The sequence below is a fragment of the Yinghuangia seranimata genome (genome assembly GCF_029953285.1).
Lineage (GTDB): Bacteria > Actinomycetota > Actinomycetes > Streptomycetales > Streptomycetaceae > Yinghuangia > Yinghuangia seranimata.
Map to the genome: position 1 here is coordinate 247383 of NZ_JASAOI010000010.1, position 24768 is coordinate 272150.

The 24768-nt window shown below is 74.2% G+C and carries 22 protein-coding genes; 3 read left to right on the forward strand and 19 right to left on the reverse strand.

The window, feature by feature from the left end; all coding sequences use genetic code 11:
* Positions 1-159: 159 nt before the first annotated feature.
* From QI554_RS07310 to QI554_RS07390, 17 genes are all read right to left on the reverse strand, one after another.
* The gene (locus tag QI554_RS07310) at positions 160-885 is read right to left on the reverse strand and encodes an ABC transporter ATP-binding protein (RefSeq protein ID WP_281467157.1); all 726 of its coding nucleotides are present in this window, start codon (positions 883-885) and stop codon (positions 160-162) included.
* A complete protein-coding gene (locus tag QI554_RS07315) occupies positions 878-1654 on the reverse strand; it encodes an ABC transporter ATP-binding protein (RefSeq protein WP_281467158.1) in 777 nt (258 codons plus the stop codon). Before QI554_RS07315 ends, QI554_RS07310 begins: the two co-directional genes overlap by 8 nt.
* Complete coding sequence (locus QI554_RS07320) at positions 1651-2697, reverse strand: branched-chain amino acid ABC transporter permease (RefSeq protein ID WP_281467161.1); 1047 nt, start codon at positions 2695-2697, stop codon at positions 1651-1653. Before QI554_RS07320 ends, QI554_RS07315 begins: the two co-directional genes overlap by 4 nt.
* A complete protein-coding gene (locus QI554_RS07325) occupies positions 2694-3557 on the reverse strand; it encodes a branched-chain amino acid ABC transporter permease (protein WP_281467163.1) in 864 nt (287 codons plus the stop codon). The genes QI554_RS07320 and QI554_RS07325 overlap by 4 nt, the downstream gene beginning before the upstream one ends.
* Before the next feature lie 40 nt (positions 3558-3597).
* Positions 3598-4872 carry an ABC transporter substrate-binding protein gene (locus QI554_RS07330; RefSeq protein ID WP_281467165.1) on the reverse strand — a complete coding sequence of 425 codons (1275 nt, stop codon included), beginning with the start codon at positions 4870-4872 and terminating at the stop codon, positions 3598-3600.
* A gap of 240 nt (positions 4873-5112) precedes the next feature.
* A complete protein-coding gene (locus QI554_RS07335; RefSeq protein ID WP_281467168.1) occupies positions 5113-5868 on the reverse strand; it encodes a maleate cis-trans isomerase family protein in 756 nt (251 codons plus the stop codon).
* A 70-nt stretch (positions 5869-5938) separates the two neighbouring features.
* Positions 5939-6415 carry a MarR family winged helix-turn-helix transcriptional regulator gene (locus QI554_RS07340; RefSeq protein WP_281467170.1) on the reverse strand — a complete coding sequence of 159 codons (477 nt, stop codon included), beginning with the start codon at positions 6413-6415 and terminating at the stop codon, positions 5939-5941.
* Between the two features lie 101 nt (positions 6416-6516).
* The gene (locus tag QI554_RS07345) at positions 6517-7410 is read right to left on the reverse strand and encodes an alpha/beta fold hydrolase (protein WP_281467172.1); all 894 of its coding nucleotides are present in this window, start codon (positions 7408-7410) and stop codon (positions 6517-6519) included.
* 211 nt (positions 7411-7621) lie between these two features.
* Positions 7622-8302, reverse strand: coding sequence for an isochorismatase family protein (locus QI554_RS07350; RefSeq protein ID WP_281467438.1), 681 nt, complete (start codon positions 8300-8302; stop codon positions 7622-7624).
* A gap of 131 nt (positions 8303-8433) precedes the next feature.
* Positions 8434-9129: an SRPBCC family protein gene (locus QI554_RS07355; RefSeq protein ID WP_281467174.1), complete on the reverse strand. Its 696-nt coding sequence runs from the start codon at positions 9127-9129 to the stop codon at positions 8434-8436.
* Complete coding sequence (locus QI554_RS07360) at positions 9129-9656, reverse strand: (2Fe-2S)-binding protein (protein ID WP_281467176.1); 528 nt, start codon at positions 9654-9656, stop codon at positions 9129-9131. Before QI554_RS07360 ends, QI554_RS07355 begins: the two co-directional genes overlap by 1 nt.
* The gene (locus tag QI554_RS07365; protein ID WP_281467178.1) at positions 9653-12265 is read right to left on the reverse strand and encodes a xanthine dehydrogenase family protein molybdopterin-binding subunit; all 2613 of its coding nucleotides are present in this window, start codon (positions 12263-12265) and stop codon (positions 9653-9655) included. The genes QI554_RS07360 and QI554_RS07365 overlap by 4 nt, the downstream gene beginning before the upstream one ends.
* Positions 12262-13149 carry an FAD binding domain-containing protein gene (locus tag QI554_RS07370; RefSeq protein WP_281467180.1) on the reverse strand — a complete coding sequence of 296 codons (888 nt, stop codon included), beginning with the start codon at positions 13147-13149 and terminating at the stop codon, positions 12262-12264. Before QI554_RS07370 ends, QI554_RS07365 begins: the two co-directional genes overlap by 4 nt.
* A 66-nt stretch (positions 13150-13215) precedes the next feature.
* On the reverse strand, positions 13216-14487 hold the full coding sequence (locus QI554_RS07375) for an FAD-dependent monooxygenase (protein ID WP_281467182.1): 1272 nt from the start codon (positions 14485-14487) through the stop codon (positions 13216-13218).
* Positions 14488-14558: 71 nt separating this feature from the next.
* Positions 14559-15590, reverse strand: a complete 1032-nt coding sequence (locus tag QI554_RS07380) for a 2,5-dihydroxypyridine 5,6-dioxygenase NicX family protein (protein WP_281467184.1) — start codon at positions 15588-15590, stop codon at positions 14559-14561.
* Between the two features lie 374 nt (positions 15591-15964).
* Positions 15965-16372, reverse strand: coding sequence for a rodlin (locus tag QI554_RS07385; protein WP_281467187.1), 408 nt, complete (start codon positions 16370-16372; stop codon positions 15965-15967).
* 236 nt (positions 16373-16608) lie between these two features.
* Positions 16609-17100, reverse strand: a complete 492-nt coding sequence (locus tag QI554_RS07390; protein ID WP_281467189.1) for a winged helix-turn-helix domain-containing protein — start codon at positions 17098-17100, stop codon at positions 16609-16611.
* A gap of 587 nt (positions 17101-17687) precedes the next feature.
* Here QI554_RS07390 and QI554_RS07395 point away from each other — a divergent pair.
* Together QI554_RS07395 and QI554_RS07400 are read left to right on the forward strand one after the other, a co-directional pair.
* On the forward strand, positions 17688-20606 hold the full coding sequence (locus QI554_RS07395; protein ID WP_281467191.1) for a SpoIIE family protein phosphatase: 2919 nt from the start codon (positions 17688-17690) through the stop codon (positions 20604-20606).
* A 123-nt stretch (positions 20607-20729) separates the two neighbouring features.
* Entirely contained in the window at positions 20730-21638 is a 909-nt protein-coding gene (locus tag QI554_RS07400; protein WP_281467193.1) for a LysR family transcriptional regulator, read from the forward strand.
* Positions 21639-21653: 15 nt separating this feature from the next.
* Here QI554_RS07400 and QI554_RS07405 read toward each other — a convergent pair whose 3' ends face one another.
* Both QI554_RS07405 and QI554_RS07410 read right to left on the reverse strand, forming a co-directional pair.
* Entirely contained in the window at positions 21654-22592 is a 939-nt protein-coding gene (locus tag QI554_RS07405; protein WP_425527932.1) for an aldo/keto reductase, read from the reverse strand.
* A gap of 181 nt (positions 22593-22773) precedes the next feature.
* On the reverse strand, positions 22774-23769 hold the full coding sequence (locus tag QI554_RS07410; RefSeq protein ID WP_281467196.1) for an NAD-dependent epimerase/dehydratase family protein: 996 nt from the start codon (positions 23767-23769) through the stop codon (positions 22774-22776).
* 72 nt (positions 23770-23841) lie between these two features.
* On the opposite strand from QI554_RS07410, the gene QI554_RS07415 reads away from it, so the two are divergent.
* Entirely contained in the window at positions 23842-24759 is a 918-nt protein-coding gene (locus QI554_RS07415; protein WP_281467198.1) for a LysR family transcriptional regulator, read from the forward strand.
* Positions 24760-24768: the final 9 nt, after the last annotated feature.

Consider the following 24768-nt stretch of genomic DNA (forward strand, 5'->3'; position numbering starts at 1 on the left):
CGGCGCGTACCGGGTTGTGCGGCCCGTGCCGTGTGCGGGTACGGGCCGTGCTTCTGGTGCCGCGTCCGTACGCGGACGCGCACCCGCACTCCCCCGGCCGTACCTGGCCATCCGACCGGGGGCTCCCGCCCGTGCCGTGGCGGGACGTTCAAAGGGCGGTCAGGCGGCCACCGTTCCGCCGACCGCCAGCAGGTCGCGCAGGGTCGCGGTGTCGGCGCGCAGCCCCGCCGGGTCGGCCGATTCGTGCACGACGCTGCCGCGCCCGATGACGACCACCCGGTCGACGCGCCGCAGCGCGAAGTCGACCTTCTGCTCGACGAGTACCGCCGAAGTGCCGCGGCGGCGCAGTTCGTCGACGACGTCGCCGACGCGCGCCACGGTCTGCGGGTCGAGGCCCTCGGTCGGCTCGTCGAGCAGCACCAGCCGGGCGTTGCCGACGAGCGCGCGGCCGAGCGCCAGCATCTGCTGCTGGCCGCCGGACAGGACGCCCGCCGGCAGGCCCCAGCGTTCGCCGAGGACGGGGAACCGGGGGACGCCGTCGGCGACCGTCCCCCGCGCGCGGCCGCCCGACCGGGCGCGCCGCACCGCGACCTTCAGGTTCTCCTTGACGCTGAGCGACGGGAACACCCGGTGCCCCTGCGGCACGAGCCCCATGCCCGCGCGGGAGATCCGCTCGGCGGACGCCCCGGTGATGTCGCGGCCGAGGAACCTGATCCGGCCGCGCCGCGGCCGCAGCAGCCCCGCGACGGTGTGCACGAGCGTGGTCTTGCCCATGCCGTTGCGGCCCAGGACGCCGAGGACCTCGCCCTCGGCGACGGTCAGCGAGACGCCTTGCAGGATGTGGCTCGCGCCGTAGTAGGTGTGCACCGCGTCGAGTTCAAGCACTGGTCGCCTCCCCCAGGTAGGCCTCCAGGACCCGTTTGTCGGTGGACACTTCGTCGGGTGTGCCGTCCGCGATGATGCGCCCGGCCTGCAGCACGCTGACCCGGTCGGCCAGCGCGAACGCCACCTCCATGTCGTGTTCGATCAGGACGACGGTGACCGTCCTGGGCAGGTCGGCGACCAGCCCGGTCAGCCGCCGCGCGTCGGCCGGGGACAGTCCGGCGGTCGGCTCGTCGAGCAGCAGTACCTCCGGGTCGCCGCACATCGCGAGCGCGATCTCCAGCACCCGCTGCTGCCCGTACGCGAGTTCGCGCACCGGGCGGTCGGCGGACCCGTCCAGGTCCCAGCGGGCCAGGACGTCCAGGGCCCGTTCCGCCAGCCCGTCGACGGCGCCCAGACGTCGCCAGAACACCCAGGCCGCCTTGGACCGCGCGGCCAGGGTCAGCTCGACGTTCTGCCGCACCGTCAGCTCGGCGAGCAGGTTGGTGAGTTGGAACGTGCGGGCGAGCCCGAGGCGGGAGCGCCGGTGCGCGGGCAGCCGGGTCACGTCGTGCCCGAGCAGGCTGACCCGGCCCTCGGTGGGCCGCAGTTGGCCGCCGAGGAGGTTGAACAGCGTGGACTTCCCGGCCCCGTTGGGGCCGATCAGCGCACGGCGCTCGCCGACCGGGACGCCGAGCGTGACGTCGTCGGTCGCCTTGAACGCGCCGAACCGGACGGTGAGGGACGTGGCCGCGATGGCGTACTCAGGGGTCGTGGTCGTCGTCGTGGTCATGTCCTCGCCTCCGCCGAAGTTCCGGATCCGGCACCGGATTTGGTGCGGGCGAGCCGCAGCAGCGACGCGGCGCGGCCGAGGACCCCGTCGGCGAGGAACAGCGCCGTGACGACGTACACGACGCCCAGCACCGTCATCCAGCGGTCGGTGTAGGTGCTCACCCACACCTCGAGGCCGGTGACCGCGACCGCGCCCAGGAAGGGGCCGAAGAAGTGCCGGGCGCCGCCGAGGATCGCGTAGACCAGCACGTCGGCGCTGATCTGCCACGACATCGACGCCGTCGACACCGAGCCCTGCAGGTACACCTCCAGCACCCCGGCGACCGCCGAGAAAGCGCCGGAGACCGCGAACGCCACCGTGCGCAGCGCACCCGGCCGGTAGCCGGCCGCGCTCATCCGCGACTCGCTCTCGCGGGTGCCGACGACGGACATGCCCAGCGGCGAGCGCTGGTACATCCACAGCAGCGCCACGCAGAGCACGACGACGACCAGCGTCAGCCGGTAGTAGCCGTCGCCCTCCCGGACGGCGGCGGGCAGCCCGTCCCGGGGGATGTTCGGGATGCCGTTGTCGCCGCCCGTCCACTCGGTCTGGTAGAACGCCAGCCCGAACAGCGCCTGGGCGAGCGCCAGGGTGAGCAGCAGCAGGTAGATGCCGCGCACCCGCAGGCACGCCAGCCCGAACACGGCGCCGGCCAGCGCGCCCGCGGCGAGCGCGGCCGCCAGCACCGTGCCCGGCGACCAGTCCCAGCGGGTGACACCGATACCGACGGCGTAGCCGCCGATGCCGAAGAACGCGGCGTGGCCCAGCGAGGACATGCCGCCGAACCCGAACACCGCGTTGAACGCGGTGGCCAGCAGCCCGAGCAGCAGCATGCGGGTGGCGACGAACGTGTAGAAGGAGTCGGTCGCCGCGGGCACGAACATCAGCAGCGCCACCGCGACCAGGACGCCGGCGCCGGGGGCCCAGCGCCGCGGCGCGGATCTCCCGGGCGCGGCCGCGGCGGCGGGCCGCGTGTCGGGCTTCGTCGAGGTCGGCGTGGTCATCGGGTGACCGCCTTCCCGAACAGCCCGCGCGGGCGCACCGCGAGGAGGGCCGCGACCGACGCGTACAGCGTGAACAGCGCCCACTCGGGGAACCACACCTTGCCGTACTGGTCGATCAGCCCGACGGCGAACGCCGCGAGCAGCGCGCCGCCGATCGAGCCGAGGCCGCCGACGACCACGACGATGAGCGCGAGCAGCAGCATGTCGAACCCGCTGTCCGGGGACAGCGACGTGAACGCCCCGCCCCACACTCCCGCGAACGCGGCGAGCCCGGTGCCGAAACCGAACACCAGCAGGAAGATCAGCGGGACGCGGATGCCGACCGCGCGGGCGATCTCCTCGTCGTCGACGGCCGCCCGGACCTTCGCGCCGGTCGGCGTGAACCGCAGCAGCGCGCCGGCGAACACGGCGACCGCGATCGCGACGCCGATCATCACGAGCCGGAACTTCGGGAACGTCCAGTCTCCGATGGTGACCGGCCCCTCCAGGCCCGGCGGGGTCTGCGGCGCGACCGGGTCGCCGCCGTAGTTCGCGAGGATCTGGTCGCCGATGATGTAGGCGATCCCCAACGTGAGGACGATCTGCGGCAGTTCGCGGCCCGCGACGTAGTGCAGGAACGCGCGCTGCACCACGGTCCCCATGGCGGCCGCGGCGAGCACGGCGAGAGCCAGCGCGATCCAGTAGTCGGTGCCGTCCGACGCCAGGTCGTACGCGAGGTAGCCGCCGAGCAGGTAGAACGCGCCGTGCGCGAGGTTGACGGTGCGCAGCAGGCCGAACGTGATCGTCAGGCCGCTCGCGACGAGGAACAGCAGTGACCCGTAGGCCAGTCCGTTGACGGTGTGGGTGAGCCAGGTCAGCATCCGGCCTCCTCCGGGGCGGCGTGCGCCGGGTGGCGGTCGGTCACTTCGCCCACGAGCCCTTGAGCTTGTCGTAGCCCGGGAAGGCGAGGTACGCCTGCGGGTCGTAGGTGAAGAACTGGGTGACGTTCGGGACCGTGCTGACAACACTGTTCACACGCTTGCCGTCCTTGGACTCGACCTTGCGCATGTACACCGGGTAGATCGCCTGCCCGTACGCGTCGAACAAGACCGGTCCGCGCGGCGCGTCGATCTTCACCTTGGCGAGCGCGGCACGGATCTTGGCGGGCGTCGGGTCCGCGTCGATCTGCGCGAGCGCGGCCTCGAGCGCCATGCCGGCCGCCCAGCCCTCCTCGGCGTACTGGTTCGCGCTCTTGCCGCCGTTGGCGTCGGAGAACGCCTTCACCAGCTCCTTGTTCGCCGGCGAGTCGATCTGCGGCGTGTAGTGCAGCGACGAGACGACGCCCTCGGCGCTCGCCCCCTCGGTCGGCAGGATCGTCTCGTCGACGGTCGAACCGTGCGCGATCACCGGCACCTTCACGCCGAAGTCGCGGTACGCCTTCAGCAGCCGCACCCCGTCCTGGCCGGGCGCGACCGCGAACACGACGTCGGCGTCCTTGTCGACCTGGTTGACGTACGGGCCCCAGTCCTGCGTGCCGAGCGGAGCGTAGATCTCCTTGGTGACCGTGCAGCCCGCGTCCTTGAAGGTGCGCGCGAAGCCGCCCGCCGCCTCCCAGCCGAACGAGTAGTCCAGGCCCAGGATGACGGCCTTCTTGTAGCCGAGGTCCTTGCACGCGTAGGGGCCGAGCGGCATCGAGTCCTGCGAGCTGGTGTAGCTCAGCCGGAAGGTGTTGCCGTTCTGCTTGCGGGTCAGGCCGTCCGCGCCGGCGACGGTGACCAGCAGCGGCACGTCCGCCTGCTCCAGGTACGGCGCGACGGCGTACGCGATCGCGGAGTTGACCAGGCCGACGACGACCTGCGCCTTGTCCTGCTCGACGAGCTGGCGGGCCTTGGTGGTGCCCTGCGCGGCGTCGGTGCCCTCGTCGGCCTTGGAGGTCTTGACGCCGTAGCCGGACAGCACGCCGCCCTTCGACTTGAGGTACAGCTCGAACCCGGCGTTGACGTCGGTGCCGAGCGCGGCGAACGGGCCGGTGACGGGGTTGAGCAGGCCGACGGTGACGGTGCCCTTGGCGCCGTTGCCGGCGGCGTTCTGCTGCGGGCCGCCGCCCTTTCCGGACGCGGGGTCCTTGCCGCCGCACGCGGCGAGGACGAGGACGGCCGCCGACGCGACGGCGGCCAGACGCAGGCTGGTTCTCATGGCAGGTCTCCTGACAGGGGGAGGAAAAAACTGCGTTTCGGGGTCTTTGTCCGCTGCACGAGGGTGTGCGGTACCCGGGGACGGCGCGGCCGGTGCGCCGTCCCCGGGCGGATCGCGGGGTCTGGAACGGAGGAGAAGCGGAGGAACGGGGTGGGTAGGGCGGGGACGGGAGGGGACGGAGGTCGGGTCGGGGCCGGGCCCGCGCACTGCGGGTCACCCGGCGGGGTCAGCCGGCCGGGGTCAGCCGGCGAGCAGCGCGCCCGCGTCCGGGACGACCGGCGGCAGGCCGAGCGACTGCAGCACGCGGTACGCCGTCGCCGTGGCCGCCGACAGCACCGGCAGCCCCGACTCCCGCTCCACGCGCGGGATCGCGGCGAGCGACGGCATCTGCACGCACGCCGACAGCACGATCGCGTCGGCCCGCGACACGTCCAGGCGCCGCCAGTGCTCGGTCAGGTCCTCGGGGTCCAGGCGCGCGACGGCGAGGTTGTCGGGCACTTCGAGGCTCAGCGCGTCCACGACCTCGACGCCCGCGTCCTCCAGGTACGCGACGACCTTCTCGGTGAGCGGCTTCATGTAGGGGGTGACGATCGCGACGCGGCGGGCGCCGAGCGCGTTCACACCGTCGATCAGCGCGCCCGCGCTGGACACGACCGGCGCGTCGTGGCCCTCGGCCTGCAGCGCGGCGGTGATCTCGGCCTCGGCCGTGCAGTGGAAGCCGGGGCCCTGCGCCATGATCGCGACCAGGCACGCGGTGGCGACCACCGCCGGGCGCGCGTCGGCGAGTTCGGCCGCCGCGCGGGAGGTCTGCGCGTTCATCCGCGCCAGTTCCTCCGGCGTGACGTGCTTCATGCGCATGCGGCTGCTGTGGAAGACGAACCGGTCGCCGGTGCCGTCCGGGTCGGCGAGCTCGCGCGCCCGCAGCATGCGCGGGAGCTCGGTCTCCATGGTCAGGTTCGAGCTGGGGACGATCAGGCCGATGTGGTGCTCGGTCACGAAGTGCTCCGCGGGGTCGAGGGTGGGGCGGGAGCGCGCCGCCCGGCCCGGCCCGCCGCGGAGCGGCGGCCTACGAGCCTTCGGTGACGCTCTCCCAGTGCGCGGCCAGTTCGCCCAGCAGCTGCATCAGCCGGGCGCGTTCCGCCGCGTCGTACGGTGCGAGCAGGCGCTCGTCGAGCGCGCGTGCCCGCGCGTTGGTGTTGTGGAGGGCCTTCTCGCCCTCCTCGGTCAGGAAAAGCAGCTTGCGGCGACCGTCGCCGGCCGCGGTGCGGCGCACGATCAGGCCGCGGGTCTCCAGGCGCCGCGCCACGTCCGCCATCGTCGACGTGTCCAGCGCGACCGCCGACGCGAGCGAGCTCTGGTCGCGCCCGGGCTCGCTGTCCACGGCGGTCAGCACCGCGTACTGCGGGCCGGTCAGCACCGGGTCGACGGTACGGACCCAGGCCGCCAGGTAGGCCTGGTACAGGCGGCGTACCTGGTATCCGGGCGCGGCCGCCAGCGCGGCGGGAGGTCCGGGGACGGTACGGGCTGCGGTGTCGTCTGCCATACGCCCATTTGAGCACGGGCCGCGGCCCCGCCGGGGCGGCCCCTCGCCGGGACTGCCGCGCGGACCGCGCCCGGCCCGGCCGGGCGGCGGCGGGCCGCCGGTCAGGGCAGCATCGCGGACAGCGCGGCACGGGTCGCGGCCAGCCCTGCGGGCGGGTTGTCCCAGAACACCATGTGTCCGGCGTCCGGGACCGCCTCGTACCGCGCGCCGGGATTGCCGCGCACCGCCTCGGCGGCACCGGCCTCGGTGACGACGAGGCTGTCCGCGCCGTACAGCAGCGCCGCCGGCGCGGGCACCTGCGGCCACAGCGCGAAGAAGTCCTCGGCCTCGAACCCTGCGTGCGTCTCCGCGACGGCGTCACCGCCGCAGCTGGCCAGCCAGCGCGCCCGCAGCGCCTGTTCGCGGTGCGGCCAGCGCGGCCAGGACCGCGCGACGGCCTCGGCGTCGGTGCCCTCGCGGGCCTCGGCGAGTTGCGCCATGAACACCTCCAGGGTGGTCGGATACGGGGCCCGCCCGGGCCCGCTCATCGGCGGATCGACCAGCACGCACCCGGCGACCGGCACCACCCCGCGCACCGCGACGGCGGCGGCCACGCGCGCCCCCATCGAGTGGCCGAGCAGCAGCGGCCGGTCCAGCCCGAGCGCGATCGCGACGGCCTCGGTGTCCGCGGCGTAGTCGTCGAGCGTGTACGACCCGCCCGACCCGGACAGCCCGCGTCCGCGCGTGTCGAGCACGATCGGCCGCACCAGGTCGACGAGCTCCCGCGCCACGAAGTCGAACGAGACGGCCGGACTGGTGATCCCGGGCACGACGAGCACGGGCGGCAACGCCCCGCCGTAGTCGAGGACGTGGAGAACGGGCCCACCGGGAACCCGCACCCACCGACTGACGGCGTCGAGCTCCGCAAGGTCCTCGAGCGCCTCGCCCGGCACCACCCGCTCCCCAGCGGGAACGACGCCGAGCGAGCCGCCGGCGGACAGACTGGTCACGGTCATGAACGCCCTCCCGGACGTGAGACGGAGCACTGGACGGGGGCCACGGCGGCGCGGCCCGACGGCCTGCGCGCACAGCCGACATGTTGCGTACCGCCGACTCGCGGCCGACCGCTCAGCCCGGCGGCCGACGCGGACCCGTGCGTGCACGAGTCCCGTCGCGCAGCGCCGCGTGTGCTCGGAAGTGGCCTCCCCTTCCGCGCGTTGACGTTGTTCACAGGCGTTCCTCCTGACCCGACTCGTCCCGCGCGGCGAGGCCGTCGAGGTAGGCCACGGCGTCGGCGAGGGTCACGACGTCGCCGTACTTGGCCTGGATGTCGAACAGGGCCGCGTCGTGCGGGGCTCGGGCGCGGTCGCCTACGCATTCCGCGGGGACCAGCACCGGGAACCCGGACTGCACGGCGTCGACGGCCGTCGCGCGTACGCAGCCGCTCGTCGTGGCGCCGCACACCAGCACCGTGTCGGTGCCCATGCCGGACAGCAGCGCGGCCAGGCCGGTGCCGAAGAACGCCGAGGCGCCCTTCTTCACCACCAGGTGGTCGGACTCCCGCATCGGCAGGCGCGGGTCGAGCGCGACCGCGTCGGAGCCCTCCCGCAGCGCGCGCATGCCCGGCGCCTTGTCGAGCCACACGACCGCGTGCCCGTCGGCCTCCGCCGGGGTGTAGGCGATCGCCGTGAACACCACGGGCGCCCCCGCGCGCCGGGCCGCCGCGAGCAGGTCGCCGGTCGCGGCGACCTCGTCGGTCAGGTCGGCGCCCGTCGGATAGCCGGGCTCGGTGAACCCCCGCGTCAGGTCGACGACGACCACCGCGGGCCGCGTCCCCCGTCGTACCTCCGCGCCGAACCCAGCTCGCAGGTAGGTCTGTTCGACGTCGGACCCGGCGTCCGCCCGGATCGACGCGGCCCGGGCCCCGTCCGGTCCCGGCGGCGGAACGACCCGCAGCCCGGCGCGTTCCTCGCCCGCGGCCTCGGTCGGGTGGGCTCCCGCACGTCGGAGGCGCGCCGCGCCGTCGTTGTCCCGGGCGTTCACGCGCCCCTCCGTATCGCCCGCAGTTCCCGCTTCATCGACGTCAGGCGTCCGAGCAGCCAGCCCTCGAACACCCCGAACGCGAACGCCGCGGCCACAGGCGCGTACTTCGCGAGCGCGGGTCCGCCGAGCAGGGCCAGTCCGTCGAGCGCCTCCGCCGCGGGCGCGGCGCTGGTGGCCGTGGCCCCACCCGCGGCGGGAGCGTGCGCACCGGACGCGGTCCCCGGCACAGGCGCCGCGTCCGGTGCGCGTTCGGGGTGCAGCAGTCCGCCGAGGTTGGCGGCGAACTGCCGCAGGATGCGGTCCGACACGGCGCCGATCGCGCCCTTGCCGAACTGCGCGATCTTGCCGCGGATGACGAGGTCGGTGGTGAGGTCGAGCCGGGCCCCGCCGGGCGTCTCCGCGACGACGAGCACGACCTCGGCCTCGGCGTCGCCGCTGCCGTGCGTGTCGGCGCCGCGGGCGTGCACGCGCAGGGTCCGGTTCTCGGGGTCCACCTCGAGGAACCGCACGGTTCCGGCGTAGGCCGCGGTGATCGGGCCGACCTTGACCTTGACCCCGCCGCGCCACGCGTCGCCGTCGCGGCCCTCCAGGCGGGCGCCCGGCATGCACGAGGCGACCCGTTCGACGTCGTTGACGAGCGCGAACACGGCGTCCGGCGGTGCGTCGACGGCGACGGTGTTGGTGAGCCGCATCAGTCCTCCTCGCGGTTCCTGCGCTGCCGCGCGCAGTCGTCGATGGCCTCGACGATGGTCTGGTATCCGGTGCAGCGGCACAGGTTGGCCGCCACGACCTCGCGGATCTCCGCCTTGTCCGTCCGGGGGCACGCGGCGAGGTGGCCCTCGGCGAGCATGAGGAACCCGGGGGTGCAGAATCCGCACTGCAGGGCGTGGTGGCGGGTGAACGCCTCCTGCAGGTCGCTGAGTTCGCCGTCGGGCCCGGCGAGCGACTCGACGGTGCGGACCGCCGAACCCTCGGCCTGGGCGGCGAACATCAGGCAGGCGCGGGCGGGTCGGCCGTCGACGAGGACGGTGCACGCGCCGCAGATGCCGTGCTCGCAGCCGACGTGCGTGCCGGTGAGCCCGAGGTCGTGCCGCAGCACGTCGACGAGGGTGCGCCGGGGTTCGACGAGGACCTCGTGCTCGGTGCCGTTGACGTCCAGCACGACGAGCTGGCGTTCGCGGTATCCGGTGCGGGCCTGCGCCGTGGATTCGGCGGTCATCGGTCCTCCTCCCCGGTCGGGGCCGCGGCGGCCCGGGGGCCGTTCGCGAGCGCGTTCCGGACGGTCTCGGGGGTGACGGGGGTGTCGTCGAGCTCGGTCCCGGTGGGCGCGAGCGCGTCGTTGACGGCGTTGAGCACGGCGGCGGGTGCGCCGATGGTGCCGCCCTCGCCGGCCCCCTTGGCGCCGGTCTCCGTGAACAGGCACGGCGTTTCGAGGTGGTGGATGGCGACGTCGGGGATCTCCAGCGCGGTGGGCACCTTGTAGTCCATGAAGCTGGTCGCGGACGGTTCGCCGTTGTCGTCGTAGGTGACCTGTTCGAACAGCGCGCCGGCGATGCCCTGCGCGATGCCGCCGCGGCACTGGCCCTCGACGACCTGCGGGTGGACGGCGACGCCGCAGTCCTCGACGCAGATGTAGCGCAGGATCTCCACGCGCCCGGTGCCGGCGTGCAGTTCGACGACGCACGCGTGCGTGGCGTTGGAGAACGTGCCGTCGTCGAGGACGTCGAACGACGCGGTCGCCGCCAGCCCCGGCTCGCAACCCTCGGGCAGCAGGTTGGACTTGAGGTAGGCGATCTCGGCGATCGCGGTGTACGGCACCGCCCGCGCGTGGTCGCCCCGCACCCGGACGCCGCCGCCCGGGGCGAGTTCGACCTCGCCGGCCTCGGTGCCGAGCAGGTGTGCGCCGAGCACGAGCAGCTTGTCGGCGAGCTTCGCGGCGGCGCGTCCGACCGCGCTGCCGCCGACCACCACGGACCGGCTGGCGAACGTGCCCCAGCCGTACGTGATCCGGTCGGTGTCGCCCTGCTGGAGCCGCACCTTGGCCAGGTCCAGGCCGAGCCGGTCGGCGACGATCTGCGCGAGCGTCGTCTCGTGGCTCTGCCCGTGGTTCTGGGTGCCGCTGGTGACGGTGACGGCGCCGGTGGTGTCCATCCGGATCTCGGCGATGTCGAAGCCCGGGACGACCTCCATCTTGCGGGCGGCGAACGCGGCGGAGCCGTATCCGGTGCGCTCGCTGAAACAGGAGTAGCCGATGCCCAGGTGCCGGCCCTCCGCGGCGGCGGCCGCCTTGGCCTCATACCAGCCCTCCTCGCGCACGAGCCGCTCGCACAGGTCGAGGGACTCGCGGTAGGAGCCGGGGTCGTAGGTGATGTTGTTGACGCCGGTGTACGGGAACTCCGTGATCACGTTGCGGCGGCGGATCTCGACCGGGTCCAGGCCCAGTTCGCGGGCGGCGCGTTCGAAGAGCCGCTCGACGACCATCACGTACTGCGGCCTGCTGACGCCCCGGTAGGGCGCGGTGGGCGCCTTGTTCGTGGTGACGGCGCGGCCGCGCACCCGGTAGGCCGGCACCCGGTACACGCTCGGCATCTCGGCGGACGCCATCAGCGGCTCGATGCCGGCGGTGAACGGGTAGCAGGAGTAGGCGCCCATGTCGCACACCACGTCGGCGTCGAGCGCGAGGATGCGGCCTTCGGCGTCGAACGCGGCGCGTGCGTCGTAGCGTTGCTCGCGGGCCAGGAACGACGCGGTGAGCGCGTCCTTGCGGTCCTCGATCCACTTCACGGGGCGGCGCAGCCGCAACGCCGCGGCGGCGACGGCGATCTCCTCGCGGCCGACGACGCACTTGATGCCGAACCCGCCGCCCATGTCGGGGACGACGACGCGGACCGCCTGCTCGTCCAGGCCCAGGCTGCGGGCGGCCACGGTGCGGACCTGATGCGGCGTCTGCGTGCAGGTGTGCAGGACGAGTTGCCCGTCCTTGTCGATCCACTCGGCGACCGCGCCGCGGGTCTCCAGCGGAAGCGCGTTCTGCCGGCCGGTCTTGGTGCGGACGCGCACGACGCAGGCGGCCCCGGCGAAGACCTCGTCGATGCCGGGCGTGGCGAACATGGCGACGTCGACAAGCGTGTTGGCGGGCGCGTTGTCGTGGACGAGCGGGGCGCCGGGCGCGAGCGCGGCCGTGTCGGACACGACCGGGGGCAGCGTGCGGTAGGTGACCTTGGCCGCCTCCAGGCCGTCCTCGACGGCGTACGCGTCGTCGGCGATCACGATCGCGATCGGCTCCCCGACGAACCGGACCCGGTCGCGGGCCAGGATCGGCATGTCGGTGGGCACGAACTCCTCGACGGGGCGCGCCAGTCGCGCGGAGATGTCGCCGAGCCCGAGGTCGTCGGCGGTGAACGCCGCGACGACGCCGGGCGTCGCCAGCACGTCGGCGAGGTCGACGGAGGCGACCTCGGCGTGCGCGACGGTGCTGCGCACGAACGCGGCGTGCAGGACGCCGGCGGGGTGGAGGTCGTCGACGAACCGGCCGCGCCCGGTCAGCAGGCGCGGGTCCTCGCGGCGCCGGACGGACGCGCCGACCAGCCGCCCGGCGGGCCGGTGGTGGCGCGCACCGGAGTCCACGGCGGTCGGGTGCGCGGCCTCGCCGCCCGTCGCGGCGCTTGGGACGGAGCCTGCCGCCCGGCGGGCCGCAGAGGAGTCCGCGGCACGCGGCCGCCCTGCCGTCCCCTCCCTCGCCGCCACCTCCCCCGCCGTCACCAGGTTCTCCGGCGGCAGTGCCCTCGCCGTCAGGCCGCCCCTCGTCGGGTTCGCGGTCGTGGTCATCGGTTCACCGCCTCCTCAAGTGCTTGTTCGACGAGCGTCCGGACGAGGGAACGCCGGTACTGGGAGCTGCCGTTGGCGTCGCCCGGCGGATCGACGGCGGCGGCCGCGCGGGCCGCGCACTCCGCGAACAGCGCGGCGTCGGCCCGTCCGCCCGCGGCGAGCACCTCCTCCGCCTCGGGGACGCGCACCGGGGTGGGGGCCACGCCGCCGAGGGCGACGCGCCCGCCCCGCAGCGGGGTGGTCCCCGGTCCGGCCCCCTCCTCCGGACCGAAGTCGAGCGTGACGGCCGCCGACACGATCGCGAAGTCGCCGTGCCGCTCGGCGAACTCCGTCAGCGCGGCGTGCCGCGCCGGAGCCGGGAACCGCACGTCGACGAGGAGTTCGTCCGGCTCCAGCGCGTTGGTGTAGAAGCCGTGGAAGAACTCCGCGGCCGGGATGCGCCGTTCGCCGTGCGGCCCGTAGGCCGTCAGCTCGGCGTCGAACAGCACCGCCAGCAGGCACCATTCGGCGGTCGCGTCGGCGTGCGCGATGCTCCCGCCGACGGTGCCGCGGGTGCGGATGGGCAGGTGTCCGACCCACCGCATCGCGTCCCGCAGCACCGCGTACCCCGCCCCCAGGGCGCCGTCGCCGGCCGTCTCGACGGTGTGATGGGTGGTCAGCGCGCCGATGCGCAGCGCCCCGTCGGCGTCGCGGCGCAGGTAGTCCAGGTCGGGCAGGCGGGCGATGTCGACCAGGTGCCGGGGGCGGGCGAGGCGGAAGCCCATCATCGCGACCAGGCTCTGGCCGCCGGCGATCGGCTTGGCGTCGTCGCCGAGTTCGGCGAGCAGCCGCACGGCGCCCTCGGTGTCGCGGGCCCGGTGGTAGGTGAACGGGGCGGGTTTCATGGGGGTCTCCTCGACGTGGCCGTCGCGGTTCCCCGGGGTCTTCCCGGGGATCCGGACGGGCCGCGGTCAGCGCGCGAACTGGTAGGCGAACGCGTGCTGGTCGGGGTCGTTGAGCGGGGTTCCGGACCACAGCCAGTCGTACGAGAGGTCCGACTCGCCGGTGAAGCCGCGCCGCAGCTTGTCGTCGCGCTCGCGCTGCTCGGGCCCGTCGGGCAGGTGGTAGAGGTCCTTGTTGCGCAGCGACGCGTGCTGCACCATCCCGGCGTGCGTGGCGCGCCGGTCGACGTAGCGGCGCAGCGCGCCCTCGACGCCGTCCAGGGTGACCGCGCCCAACTCCTCGGCCAGCACGGCCGCGTCCTCCATGGCCTGCGAGGCGCCCTGCGCCTGGTAGGGCAGCATGGCGTGGCAGGCGTCGCCGAGCAGGGCGACCCGGCCGTCCATCCACACGGGGTCGCGGCGGCGGTGGTAGAGGGCGAAGGCGGCGACGTCGTCCTTGGCCTTGGACAGCATCGCGGCGACCCGGTCGTCCCATCCGGTGAACGCCTCGACGAGCTCGGCGGTGGTCGCCGGGACCGTCCAGCGTTCGGCGACCTCGTCGGTGCACGGCACGCAGGCGACGACGTTGAGGAACTCGCCGCGGCGGATCATGTAGTGCACCAGGTGCCGGTCGGGGCCGTACCAGATGGTGCTCTGGTAGCGGTCGACGAGCCAGCGGGTGGCGGGGTCGGCGGCGACGAGCTCGCCGGGTATGAGCGCGCGGAACGCCATCTCGCCGGAGAACACGAGCGTGTCCTCGGCGCCCATGAGGTCGCGGACGGTCGAGCGGATGCCGTCGGCGCCGACCAGCACGTCGGCGACGTGGCGGCGCCCGCCGGCGGTGACCGCGACCGGGCGGGCCGGGTCGGAGCGGTCCAGCTCGACGACGCGGCTGTCCGTGAACATCTGTACCACTGGGCCGGGTTCGTCCGGGTCGAGGCACGCGTCGAGGATCACGCGGTGCAGGTCGGCGCGGTGGTAGTGCCAGTACGGCGCGTTGTAGGCGCGCTTGACGGTCTCGCCGAGCGGGGTCAGCCCGATGACGCTGCCGTCCTTCCAGCGGCGCCGGACCTGGTCGAGCGGCTCGGTGTGGATGGCCTCCAGGCGTTCGCGCAGGCCGAGTCCGAGCAGCACGCGGCTGGCGTTCGGGGCGGTCTGGATGCCCGCGCCGATCTCGCCGAGCTCGGGCGCGGACTCCAGGACGGTGACCCGCAGTCCGCGCCGGCGCATCGCCAGCGCGGCGGTCAGCCCGCCGAGTCCGCCGCCGACGACGGTGACTTCGTACGACTGGGTGGAGGCCACTGGCCTTGTTCCTCTCGTTCTCTCGACCGCGCCCGCCGGGTGGGCGCCGGCGCGGTCTCGCGTGTGGTTGTTCAGGCGTCGACGAGTTCGCCGGCGTCGACGACCACGGCGTCGTCCACGGCCACGGTGCAGCCGCGCATCGCGATGTCGAGGTGGGCGTACGACTCGCGGCCGAGCACCGGGTGCGGCCCGGTGGACCACAGGAAGTTGCCGGCGTACGCGCGGGCGTCCATGCCCATCAGGTCGCCCTTGCCGTACATCGCGGTGGCGAACCAGTCGGCGGTGCGCATCAGGCCCCAGCCCAGGTGGGAGAGGCTGCGCGCCCACGGGTCGGCGGCGTCGGCGAAGAAGGTCTCGAGCAGCACGGCTTCGGCGCCGCCCGCGATCGCGGTGATGTGGCCGCCTTCGACCGTCAGGGAGACGGGTTCGCGGACGTACTCCTTGAAGGGCAGCAGGATGTCGCCCGGCGCGAGCACGAGCGTGCCGTCGGAGATCTCCGGCCAGCACAGCACCATGGTGCTCGGCCAGTGGTCCCAGCGGCCCGGGTCGTCGGCGAAACCGCACTGGAACTCCGGCTTAGAGCCCGCGAGTTGCACGGTCAGATCGGTACCGTGCGCCGAGGTCACACGCATGACCGCGGCCTCCTTCAACCTGCTTACTCCATTAAGCACGGTGGCCTTGTCGCCCTCGGACGGCAGGTTGCGGATCAGCACGTCGGGCGCGTCGCAGACGAAGATGATGCGGGTGCCGGTCTTGAGGATCTCCTGCTGCACCGGCGCGTGGATGAAGCCCTCGCGGGTCAGGTCGACCACCAGGTCGGCCGATTTCAGCAGGTCCTGCGCGGCGGTGTCGGCCAGCACGGACGCCAGCCCGGGGCCGGCGCCCGTGTGGGTGCTCGGCATCGGGGCGGGGCTGCCGCCCGGCACGGTGGCGGCGATGACGTGCGCGCCGCACGCCTTCGCGGCGCCGAACGCGGCCGCGACGTAGTCGCCGCGACTGGTCGGCTCGGCGAGCACGACGACGTGCTCGCCGGGGACCAGCTTGCACAGCCGCAGTTCGCGGGTGAAGGCGTCGAGCAGGTCGGCGGAAGTGAAGTCGAACAAGGCGTTGCTCCCAAGCTCGCGGGGACGGCCGTGTCACGGAGCGCGCGCCGGACAACGCCCGGTGAAGGGCGTGCGGCACCGCGCGGTGCGCCGGACCGGAGCGGCCCGACGGAGATAATCCGAACACGTACTATCTCGGCTTGGCAAGGGTGCCGGCGCGAGTTAACACGGTTGTTTCCTGACCCCCCGGAACGCGGCCGCGACCGCCCAACCGGTTCGATTCTCGCCCGACCCCCGAACGCGCGGCGGCGGCACCCGGCCGAAGCATTCCGGGTGCCGCCGCACGAACACGCCCCTGCGGATCACGAGGGGAGGAGCGCCGCAAGACGCCGGGCGCGGGGCCCGGCGACCTTGCGACGCGAGACGGGCTGGACTCAGCCGCCGTTCTCCGACAGCACGTGGGTCAGGATGTGCGACAGCGGGTCGTCGCCGTTCTGCTGCACGGACTGCTGGGTGCAGGTCTGGTTGATCTGGTCGTTGCCGAGCACGTCCTGGATCGGGACCGCCACGCCGATGAGGGCCGCGACCGGGATCTGCGCCTCGACCTTCTGGATGTCGACGCAGTTGGCGACGCCGCCCTGGATCAGCGCGAAGTTCGGGCTGAGGTTGCCGTTGCTGCTCGTGTTGCCGATCGCCTGCTTGTTGGAGTTACCCATGAACGCCGCGTTGTTGCCGTCGTTGCTGCCGGCCGCGACGGCCTGGGGCGCGGTGGCGGCCGCGACACCGACGACGGCGCCGACGACGGCCGCCGAGGCGCTGATCTTCTTGAGCAGGTTGGACATGAGTCTTCCGTTCTCACGCTGGGGGAAAATCTGGGGTTCTGCGTTCCTTCTCCGCTGCCGCGGCAAACTACCCAACTTCGGTTTTGGCCCAGGGGTTGCGCGCGTTCACCCGGATGCAGCAACAAATCGGTGCGGTCGGATGAACCGACGAACTGCTTAATGCCGGGAACGCCGACGGCGCGGACCCTGCCGCCACAGGACCCGCGCCGCCGCCGTACCGCCGGAACCGCCCGGCACTACCCCCGCACCAGCGCGGGCTCCGCCTTGGGCACGTACTTGTAGCCGACGTGCCGCACGGTCACTATCGCCTCCCGGGCCTCGGCGCCCAGCTTGCGGCGCAGCCGCGCCACGTGGACGTCGACAGTGCGGCCCGAACCGGCCTCCGGATAGCCCCACACCGCGGACATGAGCTGCCCGCGCGTGAACACCATCCGGGGATGCCGCATCAGGTGGTGCAGCAACTGGAACTCGAGATACGCCAGTTCCACCACCCGCCCGGCAACCGACACCGTCCGGTCGTTCGGGTCGACGACCAAGCGGCCGTCACCGAGCACCGGGTCCGGCGCGAGCGCCGCCGAACCCAGCGTCCTACGCGCCACCGCGAGCTGGGGCGGCGGATGGCCGCCCCGTGCGACGACGGCCGTACGCCACACTCGGTGGCCGCGGACTGCCGACCGGTTCACTCCCGCGATCGTCGCGCGAGCCGACCGGTCCGGTCGATGCGTCATGATTCCCCCTTCGATGACGCCGATCCTGACGTGCAGTCAAACAGGCGCTACTTTCCGTGTCCAGAACCCTTGGCGATCAACCGGTCACCGGACGCTGTGGCGTTCGCCATAGCCGCGCGGGGACCCGGCAGCAGCCGCGACAGCCCCTGCCGGGGCGGCGCGTCGGCCCTGCGCCCGGCGCCGGGGGTCGTGCCGAACTCCCCTTGCGAGACGCCCCCGACGGTCCAGACCAGGGACTGCACCCGCACCCTGCCACCTGTCACGCCGCGCCCCGATCGCCGTAGAAACCGCTCCCGACCTGTCGTCGCGTCCCGCATCGGCAGGTCGACCGCCGGGCTGAACGATCATGCAGGCGAATGCCCGGGACGGGTGAACGCGGTGATTCGTACGGTTTGCGGATCGTCGATCCGCGCTCCGGCGCACACAGGGGTCGCCCGACCGTGTACAAACGTTCTCTAAACATCGCGAGGCATGCCCCTGACGACCGGCCTGACGTGCGACATCCTGGTCTGCGAGGGCAACACGCCGAGCGGACGCACGGGGTTGGGAGGTCGCACATCGACGCCACGGCGGCCGAGGAGTCGAGCGTGACACGTGACGGCGCACGCGCCGGTGCGCGAACCAGCACGCGCAAGAACCCCCGCCCGAACGCCGACCCCACCGACCGCCCCAACCACACGGCCGCGATCCCGAAGCAGCCCAAGGCAAACGGCACCTCGACCGCCGGCGAACGCCCCGCCGCCAAGCAGGACACCCCAGACCGAATACCCGGCACCGCGGACAATCCGCAGCCCGCGGCAGAGCACGCCTCCTCCGCCCCGGCACCCGAGTCGACCGCACCCGCTCCCGCCCCGCCGGTCGCCGAGACCACACCCCGGGGCCGGATCCGCCGCGCGAAGTCGGCGGCCGAGCCGGATGCTTCGCCCACGCCGCAACCCGACGCACCCGCCCCCAGCCCCCGGCGACGCCTGGGCAAGGCCAAGCAGGCCGCCGAACCCTCGCCCGCCCAGGTGAACGGCACCCGCCCCGCGGCCGAGTTGGAGACCCCGAAGGCGCCTGCCCGCTCCGCCACGCCGCGCCCGAGGATCCGCAAGCCGAAGCCCGCACCGGAGCACGCGGCACCCGAGCCCGCCGCACCCGCTCCCGCTCCCGCGCCACCCGTCGCCGAGACCGCGCCCCGAGGCCGGACACGCCGCGCGAAGTCGGCCGCCGAGCCCGCGGCTTCCCCCACGCCGCAGGCCGACGCGCCCGCCCCCAGCCCTCGGCGGCGCCTGGGCAAGGCCAAGCAGGCCGCCGAGGCGGTGTCCTCGCCCTCGCAGATGGACGGCACTCCCTCTGCGGCCGCGTCCGAGACCCCGCAGGCGACCGCGCGTCCCGCCGCCTCTCGTCCCCGTCTCCGCCGCGCGAAGTCGGCGGCCGAGCCGGATGCTTCGCCCACGCCGCAACCGGACCCGGCCGCCCGGGTGAACGGCACCCGCCCTGCGGCCGAGCCGGAGACACCGCCGGCGCCTGCCCGCTCCACCACGTCGCGTCCCCGGATCCGCAAGCCGAAGCCTGCGCCGGAGCACGCCTCCTCCGCCCCGGCACCCGAGTCGACCGCACCCGCTCCCGCGTCGCCGGTCGCCGAGACCGCGCCCCGGGGCCGGATCCGCCGCGCGAAGTCGGCGGCCGAGCCTGCTGCTTCAGCCACGCAGCAACCCGACCCGTCCGCGTCGCCCAGCCCCCGGCCGCGGCTCGGCAAGAGCGCGGCCACGTCGGAACCTGTCAGCCCGCCTCCGTCCGGCGGGCCCTCGGCCTCCTCCTCGTCGGAGGCCGGGGGCGACTGGTGGGCGGTCAGTGCCAGTGATCCCCTGTTCACCGACTGTCCGTTCGGGCTCGGGATCCTCGACGACAAGGCGCGGGTGCTCGCCGCCAACGACGCGTTGGCGGCGCTGCACGGGTTACCCGCGTCGGACCTGCACGGCACGCACGTCCGGGAGTTGCCCGGGCCCCTGGCGCATCCCGAGGTCACCGCCGCCGTGTTGCGGTGCCTCGAGGACGGGGTCCCGCAGGTGCACCGGGTCATTCGAGGCCTCCTCCCCGGTGCGGACGTCTCCTACCTGTGCACGTTCGGGGTCTGGCCGGTGCGCGACGAGCACGGCCCGCGCGGCGTCGGGGTCACCGTCACCGACGTCACCGGCGACCAGGCCGCCCTCACCCGGCTCGAACAGGTCCGCGCCCGCCTCGCGTTGGTCAGCGAGGCCGAGCTGCGCATGGGGTCCAGCCAGGACGTCGCCGGGTGTGCCGAGCAGGTGCCGCTCGTGTGCGTCCCGTCGTTCGCGGACGCCGCCGCCGTCGCCCTCTTCGACACCCCGGTCGCTCCCGGTCCCGGCCCGGACGCCGGGTTCGAGCCGCCCGACGGCGCCACCATGCGGACCGTCGCCGCCGTCCTCACGCCGGACGCCCCCGTCCTGGCCGGGCTTTCGGTCCGCGACTACCAGGCCCCGTTCCCCGCACCGGACTCGGTCCGGTCCGCCCTGCGCCGTCAGCGCGCCGAGCTGTCCGAGCCCGACCTCGACAGCGAGGAGCCCGAACCCCCGCCGCTCAAACTGCCGTTGATCGCCGCGGGCATGCACTCGCGGATCATCGTGCCGCTGATCGCCCGCGGCCGCGCGCTCGGTGTCGCGGTGTTCGCGCGGGTCGCCGGCAGTCCCGCGTTCGAGGCCGACGACGTGTCCACCGCCGAGGAGTTGGGCCTGCGCGCGGCCTCGTCGATCGACAACGCCCAGGCCCGCGTGCGCCAGCGGCACGCCGTGCGCACGCTGCAGCGCCACCTGCTGCCGCGCGACCTGCCCTCCGTCGCGGGCCTGCGCCTGTCGTACGCCTACCAGCCCGCCCGCACCGACCGGCTCGCGGGCGGCGACTGGTACGACGTCATCCCGCTCGCCGAGGGCCGCGTGGCGCTCGTCGTCGGCGACGTGACCGGACACGGCCTGCAAGCCGCCGCGCTGATGGGCCAGTTGCGGGTCGCGGTGCGCGCGGTCGCCCGGCTCGGCCTGCCGCCCGCCGCGCTGCTCGCGCACGTCGACTCGCTGATGGACGACTTCGCCGTCGACGGCGAACTCGCCAGCTGCGTCTACGCCGTCTTCGACCCCGCGCACCGCACGCTCACCTGGGCGCGGGCCGGCCACCCGCCGCCGCTCCTGGTCGTCCCCGGCGCCCCGACCCGGGTGCTGGACGGACCGCCGAACACGCTGCTCGGCATCGGCGGCATCGCGTTCGACCAGACGTCCAGCCTGCTGCCGTCCGGCGCCACGATCGTGCTGTACTCCGACGGCCTCGTCGAACGCCGCGGCTACGACATCGACACCGGCATCAAGGACCTGGTCGGCGCCCTGGACGCGGCCAACCGGCCCGGCACCGTGCCGCCGCCCGACCCCAACCAGCTGCGCGACGCCGCACTGCGGATCCTGCCCGCGGGCCCCGAGGACGACGTGGCGCTCCTCATCGCGGGCCTGCCCGAGTAGCGCGCCCACCCGCCGACCGGCGCGGTCGGACCGGTGCGACAATTGCGGGCCGCCCCGGGACAGGCCAGGATCGGCACCGTACGGACCACCGTGCGACCGGTCGGCCAGGAGGGGGTTCGCGGCGTGCTGGAGCGGCACGAGATCGAGACGTTCCTCGCGGTCGCCGACGAACTGCACTTCGGGCGCGCCGCCGACCGCCTGCTGGTGTCCCGCGCCCGGGTCAGCCAGACCGTCAGCAAGCTGGAGCGCCGGATCGGCGCACCGCTGTTCGAACGCACCAGCCGCCGGGTCAGCCTCACCCCGCTCGGCCGCCGGCTGCGCGACGACGTCGCCGAGCCGTACCGGGCGGTGCTCGACGGCTTCGCCCGCGCGACCGCCGCGGCCCGCGGTGTGGCGGGCGTGCTGCGGCTCGGCGTGCTCGGCGCGTACGGCAACGAGATCCTCGACGTGCTCGACCTGTTCCGCGCCCGGCACCCGGACTGCGAGGTGCAGATCCGGGAGATCCACTTCGCCGACCCGTTCGAGCCGCTGCGCACCGGCGACGTCGACGTCGCGGTCATGTGGCTGCCGGTGCGCGAGCCGGACCTCACGGTCGGGCCGACGGTCGGCACCGACGCGGTGGTCGTCGCGGTGTCGGCGCGGCACCGGTTCGCCGGGCGTGAGTCGGTCTCCATGGAGGAGCTCGCGGACGAGGTGACGGTGCAGCCCGGCGTAGGCAGCGCCCCCTCGTACTGGATCGAGGCGCACGCGCCGCGCGTGACGCCCAGCGGCCGTCCGATCCCGGCCGGGCCCGACGCGGCCACCGTCCACGAGCTGTTCTCGATCGTGTCCGCCGGCCTGGCGATCTCGTACGCCGGACGGCACGGCGCCCGCTACTACGCGCATCCCGGCCTCGTGTTCGTGCCGCTGGCCGAGGACCCGCGCACCGAGTGGGCGCTGGTGTGGCACACGAGCGGGGAGAACGAGCGGATCAAAGCGTTCGCGCGGGCCGCGGAGGACGCGTTGGCGCAGCGCCCCCCGGCCGAGGACTGACCCGGCCGCCCCGTTTCAGCCCCGCACGTCCAACGCGTCCGGTGCGTCCAGCAGCGCCAGTTCGGCGGCGTCCAGGCGCAGCCCGGCGGCGGCCGCCGAGTCGCGGATCGTCTCGGGGCGGCTGGCCCCCGGCACCGGGACCATCGCCGGGCTGCGGGCCAGCAGCCACGCGAGCGCGACGCGCTGCGGGCCGACCCCGTGCGCGGCCGCGACCCGGTGGAACGCCGTCCCGGCCGACGTCGGACCCGACGCGCCGTCGAGCGAGCTGCGCGAGATGCCGCCCAGCGGGCTCCACGGCAGGAACGCGAGCCCGAGCTCCTCGCACAGCCGAAGCTGCGCCTCGCTGTCGCGGACGGCCGCCGAGTACTCGTTCTGCACCGACACCAGCGCGTCGCCGAGGATCCCCCGCGCCTCGAGGATCTGCTCCACCGTCACGTTGGACAGGCCGACGGCGCGCAGCAGGCCCTCGTCGTGCATCTCCTTCAGCGCGCCCACCGAGTCGGCGAACGGCACCGCCGGGTCCGGCTTGTGGAGCTGGTACAGGCCGATGCTGTCCCCGCCGAGCCGGCGCAGCGACGCGTGCGCGGCGCGGCGCAGGTGGTCCGGGTCGCCGGTGACCGTCCAACTGCCGTCGCCTGGGCGGCCGCGGCCGCCCTTGGTGGCGACCAGCACCGCCGAACGGTCGCCGCCGTAGGCGTCCAGGGCCTTGGCGACGAGGAGTTCGTTGTGGCCGGCCTCCCCCGCGTCGCGGTGGTACGCGTCGGCGGTGTCGATCAGCGTGACGCCCGCGTCGAGCGCGGCGTGGATCGTGGCGATCGCCCGCGCCTCGTCGGGGCGGCCCTCGATCGACAGCGGCATCGCGCCCAGGCCGATCGCGCCGACCTCGACGCGGCCGATCCTCCGCTGCTCCCCCGTGGCCGCGCCGCGCGCTACCGCGCTCCCCTCGCCGGCCACCAGCCCAGCGCGCACGCCAGCCGCAGTGCCAGTCCCGATGCCAGCAGCCATGTCAGATCCCGTTCCCACCGTCGTTCCCACCGTCGTTCCCCTCGCCGTGCCCGTCGCCGCGCCCATCCCCGTGCCCCTTCCCGTGCCACTCCCCGGTTCCTTCGTGCGCGCCCCCGTCGCGGGCCGCATCTCAGTACCCCGCCTCGCGCGCCGCGGCGTCGACCGCCTCGGCGAGCGTGTCGACCGTCCGTCCGAAGCGCGCCGCGGCGCCCCGCCCGACCGCCGCGCCCCACAGCGCCTCGGCCCGCCGGTTGTCCATCGCGTAGTAGCGGTCGAACGAGTACGGCGAGACCTCCTCGCCCGGGACCTCGCCCGGGACCTCGCCCGGCGCCGCGAACACCGGCGCCCGGCCCACCCGTTCCCCGACCAGCACGGCCAGGTCCAGCACCGACAGCGGCGCGGTCATGCACGCGTTGACCGGGCCGACCGCGTCCGAGCCCGCCACCGCGTGCAGGAACGCCGCGACGTCCCGGTGCCCGACGAACGACGTCTCGTACGGGTCGCTGTGCACCACCACCGGGCGGCCCTGCGCGATCCGCTCCACGTAGTGCGCCAGCCGCCCCGTGAAGTCCTGCGCGCCGCCGCCGACCACGTGCGCGCTGCGGACCGCCGCGTACGGCAGGGCCACCGCGCCGCGCGCCAGGACGGCCTCGGCCTGCCGCTTGCCCTCCGCGTACGCGGTCGCCTCGTCGTAGAGCGCGGCCACCCGGGCCGGGTCGCGCCACAGCTCCTCGTCGACCTTCCACCCGGCCGGGTCCACCGCGTCCTCGGCGACCGGACGGCCCGGCACCGGCGCGGGCAGCACGGCCGAGGTGGCCGGGTCGTACACCTCCATCGTCGAGGTCATCACGTACCGGCCCGCGCGCCCGGTGAACACCCGGCCCGCGACCGCGGCGTCCGCCGGGTTGTACAGCACCTGGTCGAGGACGACGTCGAACTCGGCGGCGCCGAGCGCGGCCGCCAGCGCGGCCTCGTCGGACCGGTCGGCGACGACGTGCCCGACGCCGGCCGGCGGGACCGCCGAGCCGCGGTTGAGGACGGTGACCCGGTCGCCGGCGTCCCGCAGCCGCTCGACCAGGATCTTTCCGAAGTACCGGCTCCCGCCGATGACAAGGACGTTTCGCATGCGTCAGACTCTGCTGCCTGACGGTGTTCAGCGGAACTGCTGACTTGCTTAACCGGTTTTAAGGGATCGCTAATGACTGATCTGCAGCGGCTGCGCGTACTCAGCGAGGTGGCCCGGCACGGCAGCTTCAACAAGGCCGCCGCCGCGCTGCACGTGACCCCGTCCGCCGTCTCGCAGCAGATCGCCGCGCTCGAACGCGGCGTCGGCACGGCCGTCGTCGCGCGCAGCCCGCGCGGCGTCGCGCTCACCGAGTCCGGACGGCTCCTCGTCGAGGCCGAGGAGGCCATCTCCGCCGAGCTGCGGCACGCCCGCGACCAGATCGCCCGGCTCTCCGAAGGCCGCGGCCGACTCACCGTCGCGACGTTCACCAGCGGCGGCCGTCACCTCCTCCCCGCCGCGTTGACGGTGTTCACAGCCGCACAGCCCGGCGTCGAGGTCCACGTCGTCGAACACGAACCCGAAGGCAGCCTCCCGCTCGTCCGGCAGGGCGTCGCCGACCTCGCCCTCGCCTACCACTTCGACGGTCCCCCGCCCGCCCGCACCGGCGACCGCTCCGGACTGGCCTGGGAACCCCTCATGGCCGACCCCCTCTCCGTCGTCGTCCCGACCGGTCACCGGCTCGCCGGCCGCGACACCGTCGAGATCAGCGAACTCGCCGACGACCCGTGGGTCCTCGGCTGCCGCAAGACCGAGGCGTTCCTGCGCCGCTACGCCGGCATCGCCGGATTCGACCTGCGCATCTCCGGCAGCACCTCCGACTACTTCTTCGCCGTCTCCCTCGTCGCCGCCGGCGTCGGCATCACCCTCGCCCCGTACGTGTCCCTGCTCGCACCGCCGCCCGGCGTCGTCGTCCTGCCCGTAGAACCCCCGCGCCCGACACGGCACTTCGGTATCGTCACAGCCCGCCGCACCCGCTCCTCGCACCAGTTGGTCGCGGCGATGGCGGACGCCCTGCGCACCGCCGCCGCCGAGCACGCGCCCGCCGGCTGACCCCGGCCG

What these genes read in the sequence shown, in the direction of transcription:
- QI554_RS07315 (WP_281467158.1), bottom strand. Translation starts at nt 1,654, where the DNA reads ATGACCACGACGACGACCACGACCCCTGAGTACGCCATCGCGGCCACG.
- QI554_RS07320 (WP_281467161.1), bottom strand. Translation starts at nt 2,697, where the DNA reads ATGACCACGCCGACCTCGACGAAGCCCGACACGCGGCCCGCCGCCGCG.
- QI554_RS07325 (WP_281467163.1), bottom strand. Translation starts at nt 3,557, where the DNA reads ATGCTGACCTGGCTCACCCACACCGTCAACGGACTGGCCTACGGGTCA.
- QI554_RS07330 (WP_281467165.1), bottom strand. Translation starts at nt 4,872, where the DNA reads ATGAGAACCAGCCTGCGTCTGGCCGCCGTCGCGTCGGCGGCCGTCCTC.
- QI554_RS07340 (WP_281467170.1), bottom strand. Translation starts at nt 6,415, where the DNA reads ATGGCAGACGACACCGCAGCCCGTACCGTCCCCGGACCTCCCGCCGCG.
- QI554_RS07345 (WP_281467172.1), bottom strand. Translation starts at nt 7,410, where the DNA reads ATGACCGTGACCAGTCTGTCCGCCGGCGGCTCGCTCGGCGTCGTTCCC.
- QI554_RS07355 (WP_281467174.1), bottom strand. Translation starts at nt 9,129, where the DNA reads ATGCGGCTCACCAACACCGTCGCCGTCGACGCACCGCCGGACGCCGTG.
- QI554_RS07360 (WP_281467176.1), bottom strand. Translation starts at nt 9,656, where the DNA reads ATGACCGCCGAATCCACGGCGCAGGCCCGCACCGGATACCGCGAACGC.
- QI554_RS07365 (WP_281467178.1), bottom strand. Translation starts at nt 12,265, where the DNA reads ATGACCACGACCGCGAACCCGACGAGGGGCGGCCTGACGGCGAGGGCA.
- QI554_RS07370 (WP_281467180.1), bottom strand. Translation starts at nt 13,149, where the DNA reads ATGAAACCCGCCCCGTTCACCTACCACCGGGCCCGCGACACCGAGGGC.
- QI554_RS07385 (WP_281467187.1), bottom strand. Translation starts at nt 16,372, where the DNA reads ATGTCCAACCTGCTCAAGAAGATCAGCGCCTCGGCGGCCGTCGTCGGC.
- QI554_RS07390 (WP_281467189.1), bottom strand. Translation starts at nt 17,100, where the DNA reads ATGACGCATCGACCGGACCGGTCGGCTCGCGCGACGATCGCGGGAGTG.
- QI554_RS07410 (WP_281467196.1), bottom strand. Translation starts at nt 23,769, where the DNA reads ATGCGAAACGTCCTTGTCATCGGCGGGAGCCGGTACTTCGGAAAGATC.
- QI554_RS07415 (WP_281467198.1), top strand. Translation starts at nt 23,842, where the DNA reads ATGACTGATCTGCAGCGGCTGCGCGTACTCAGCGAGGTGGCCCGGCAC.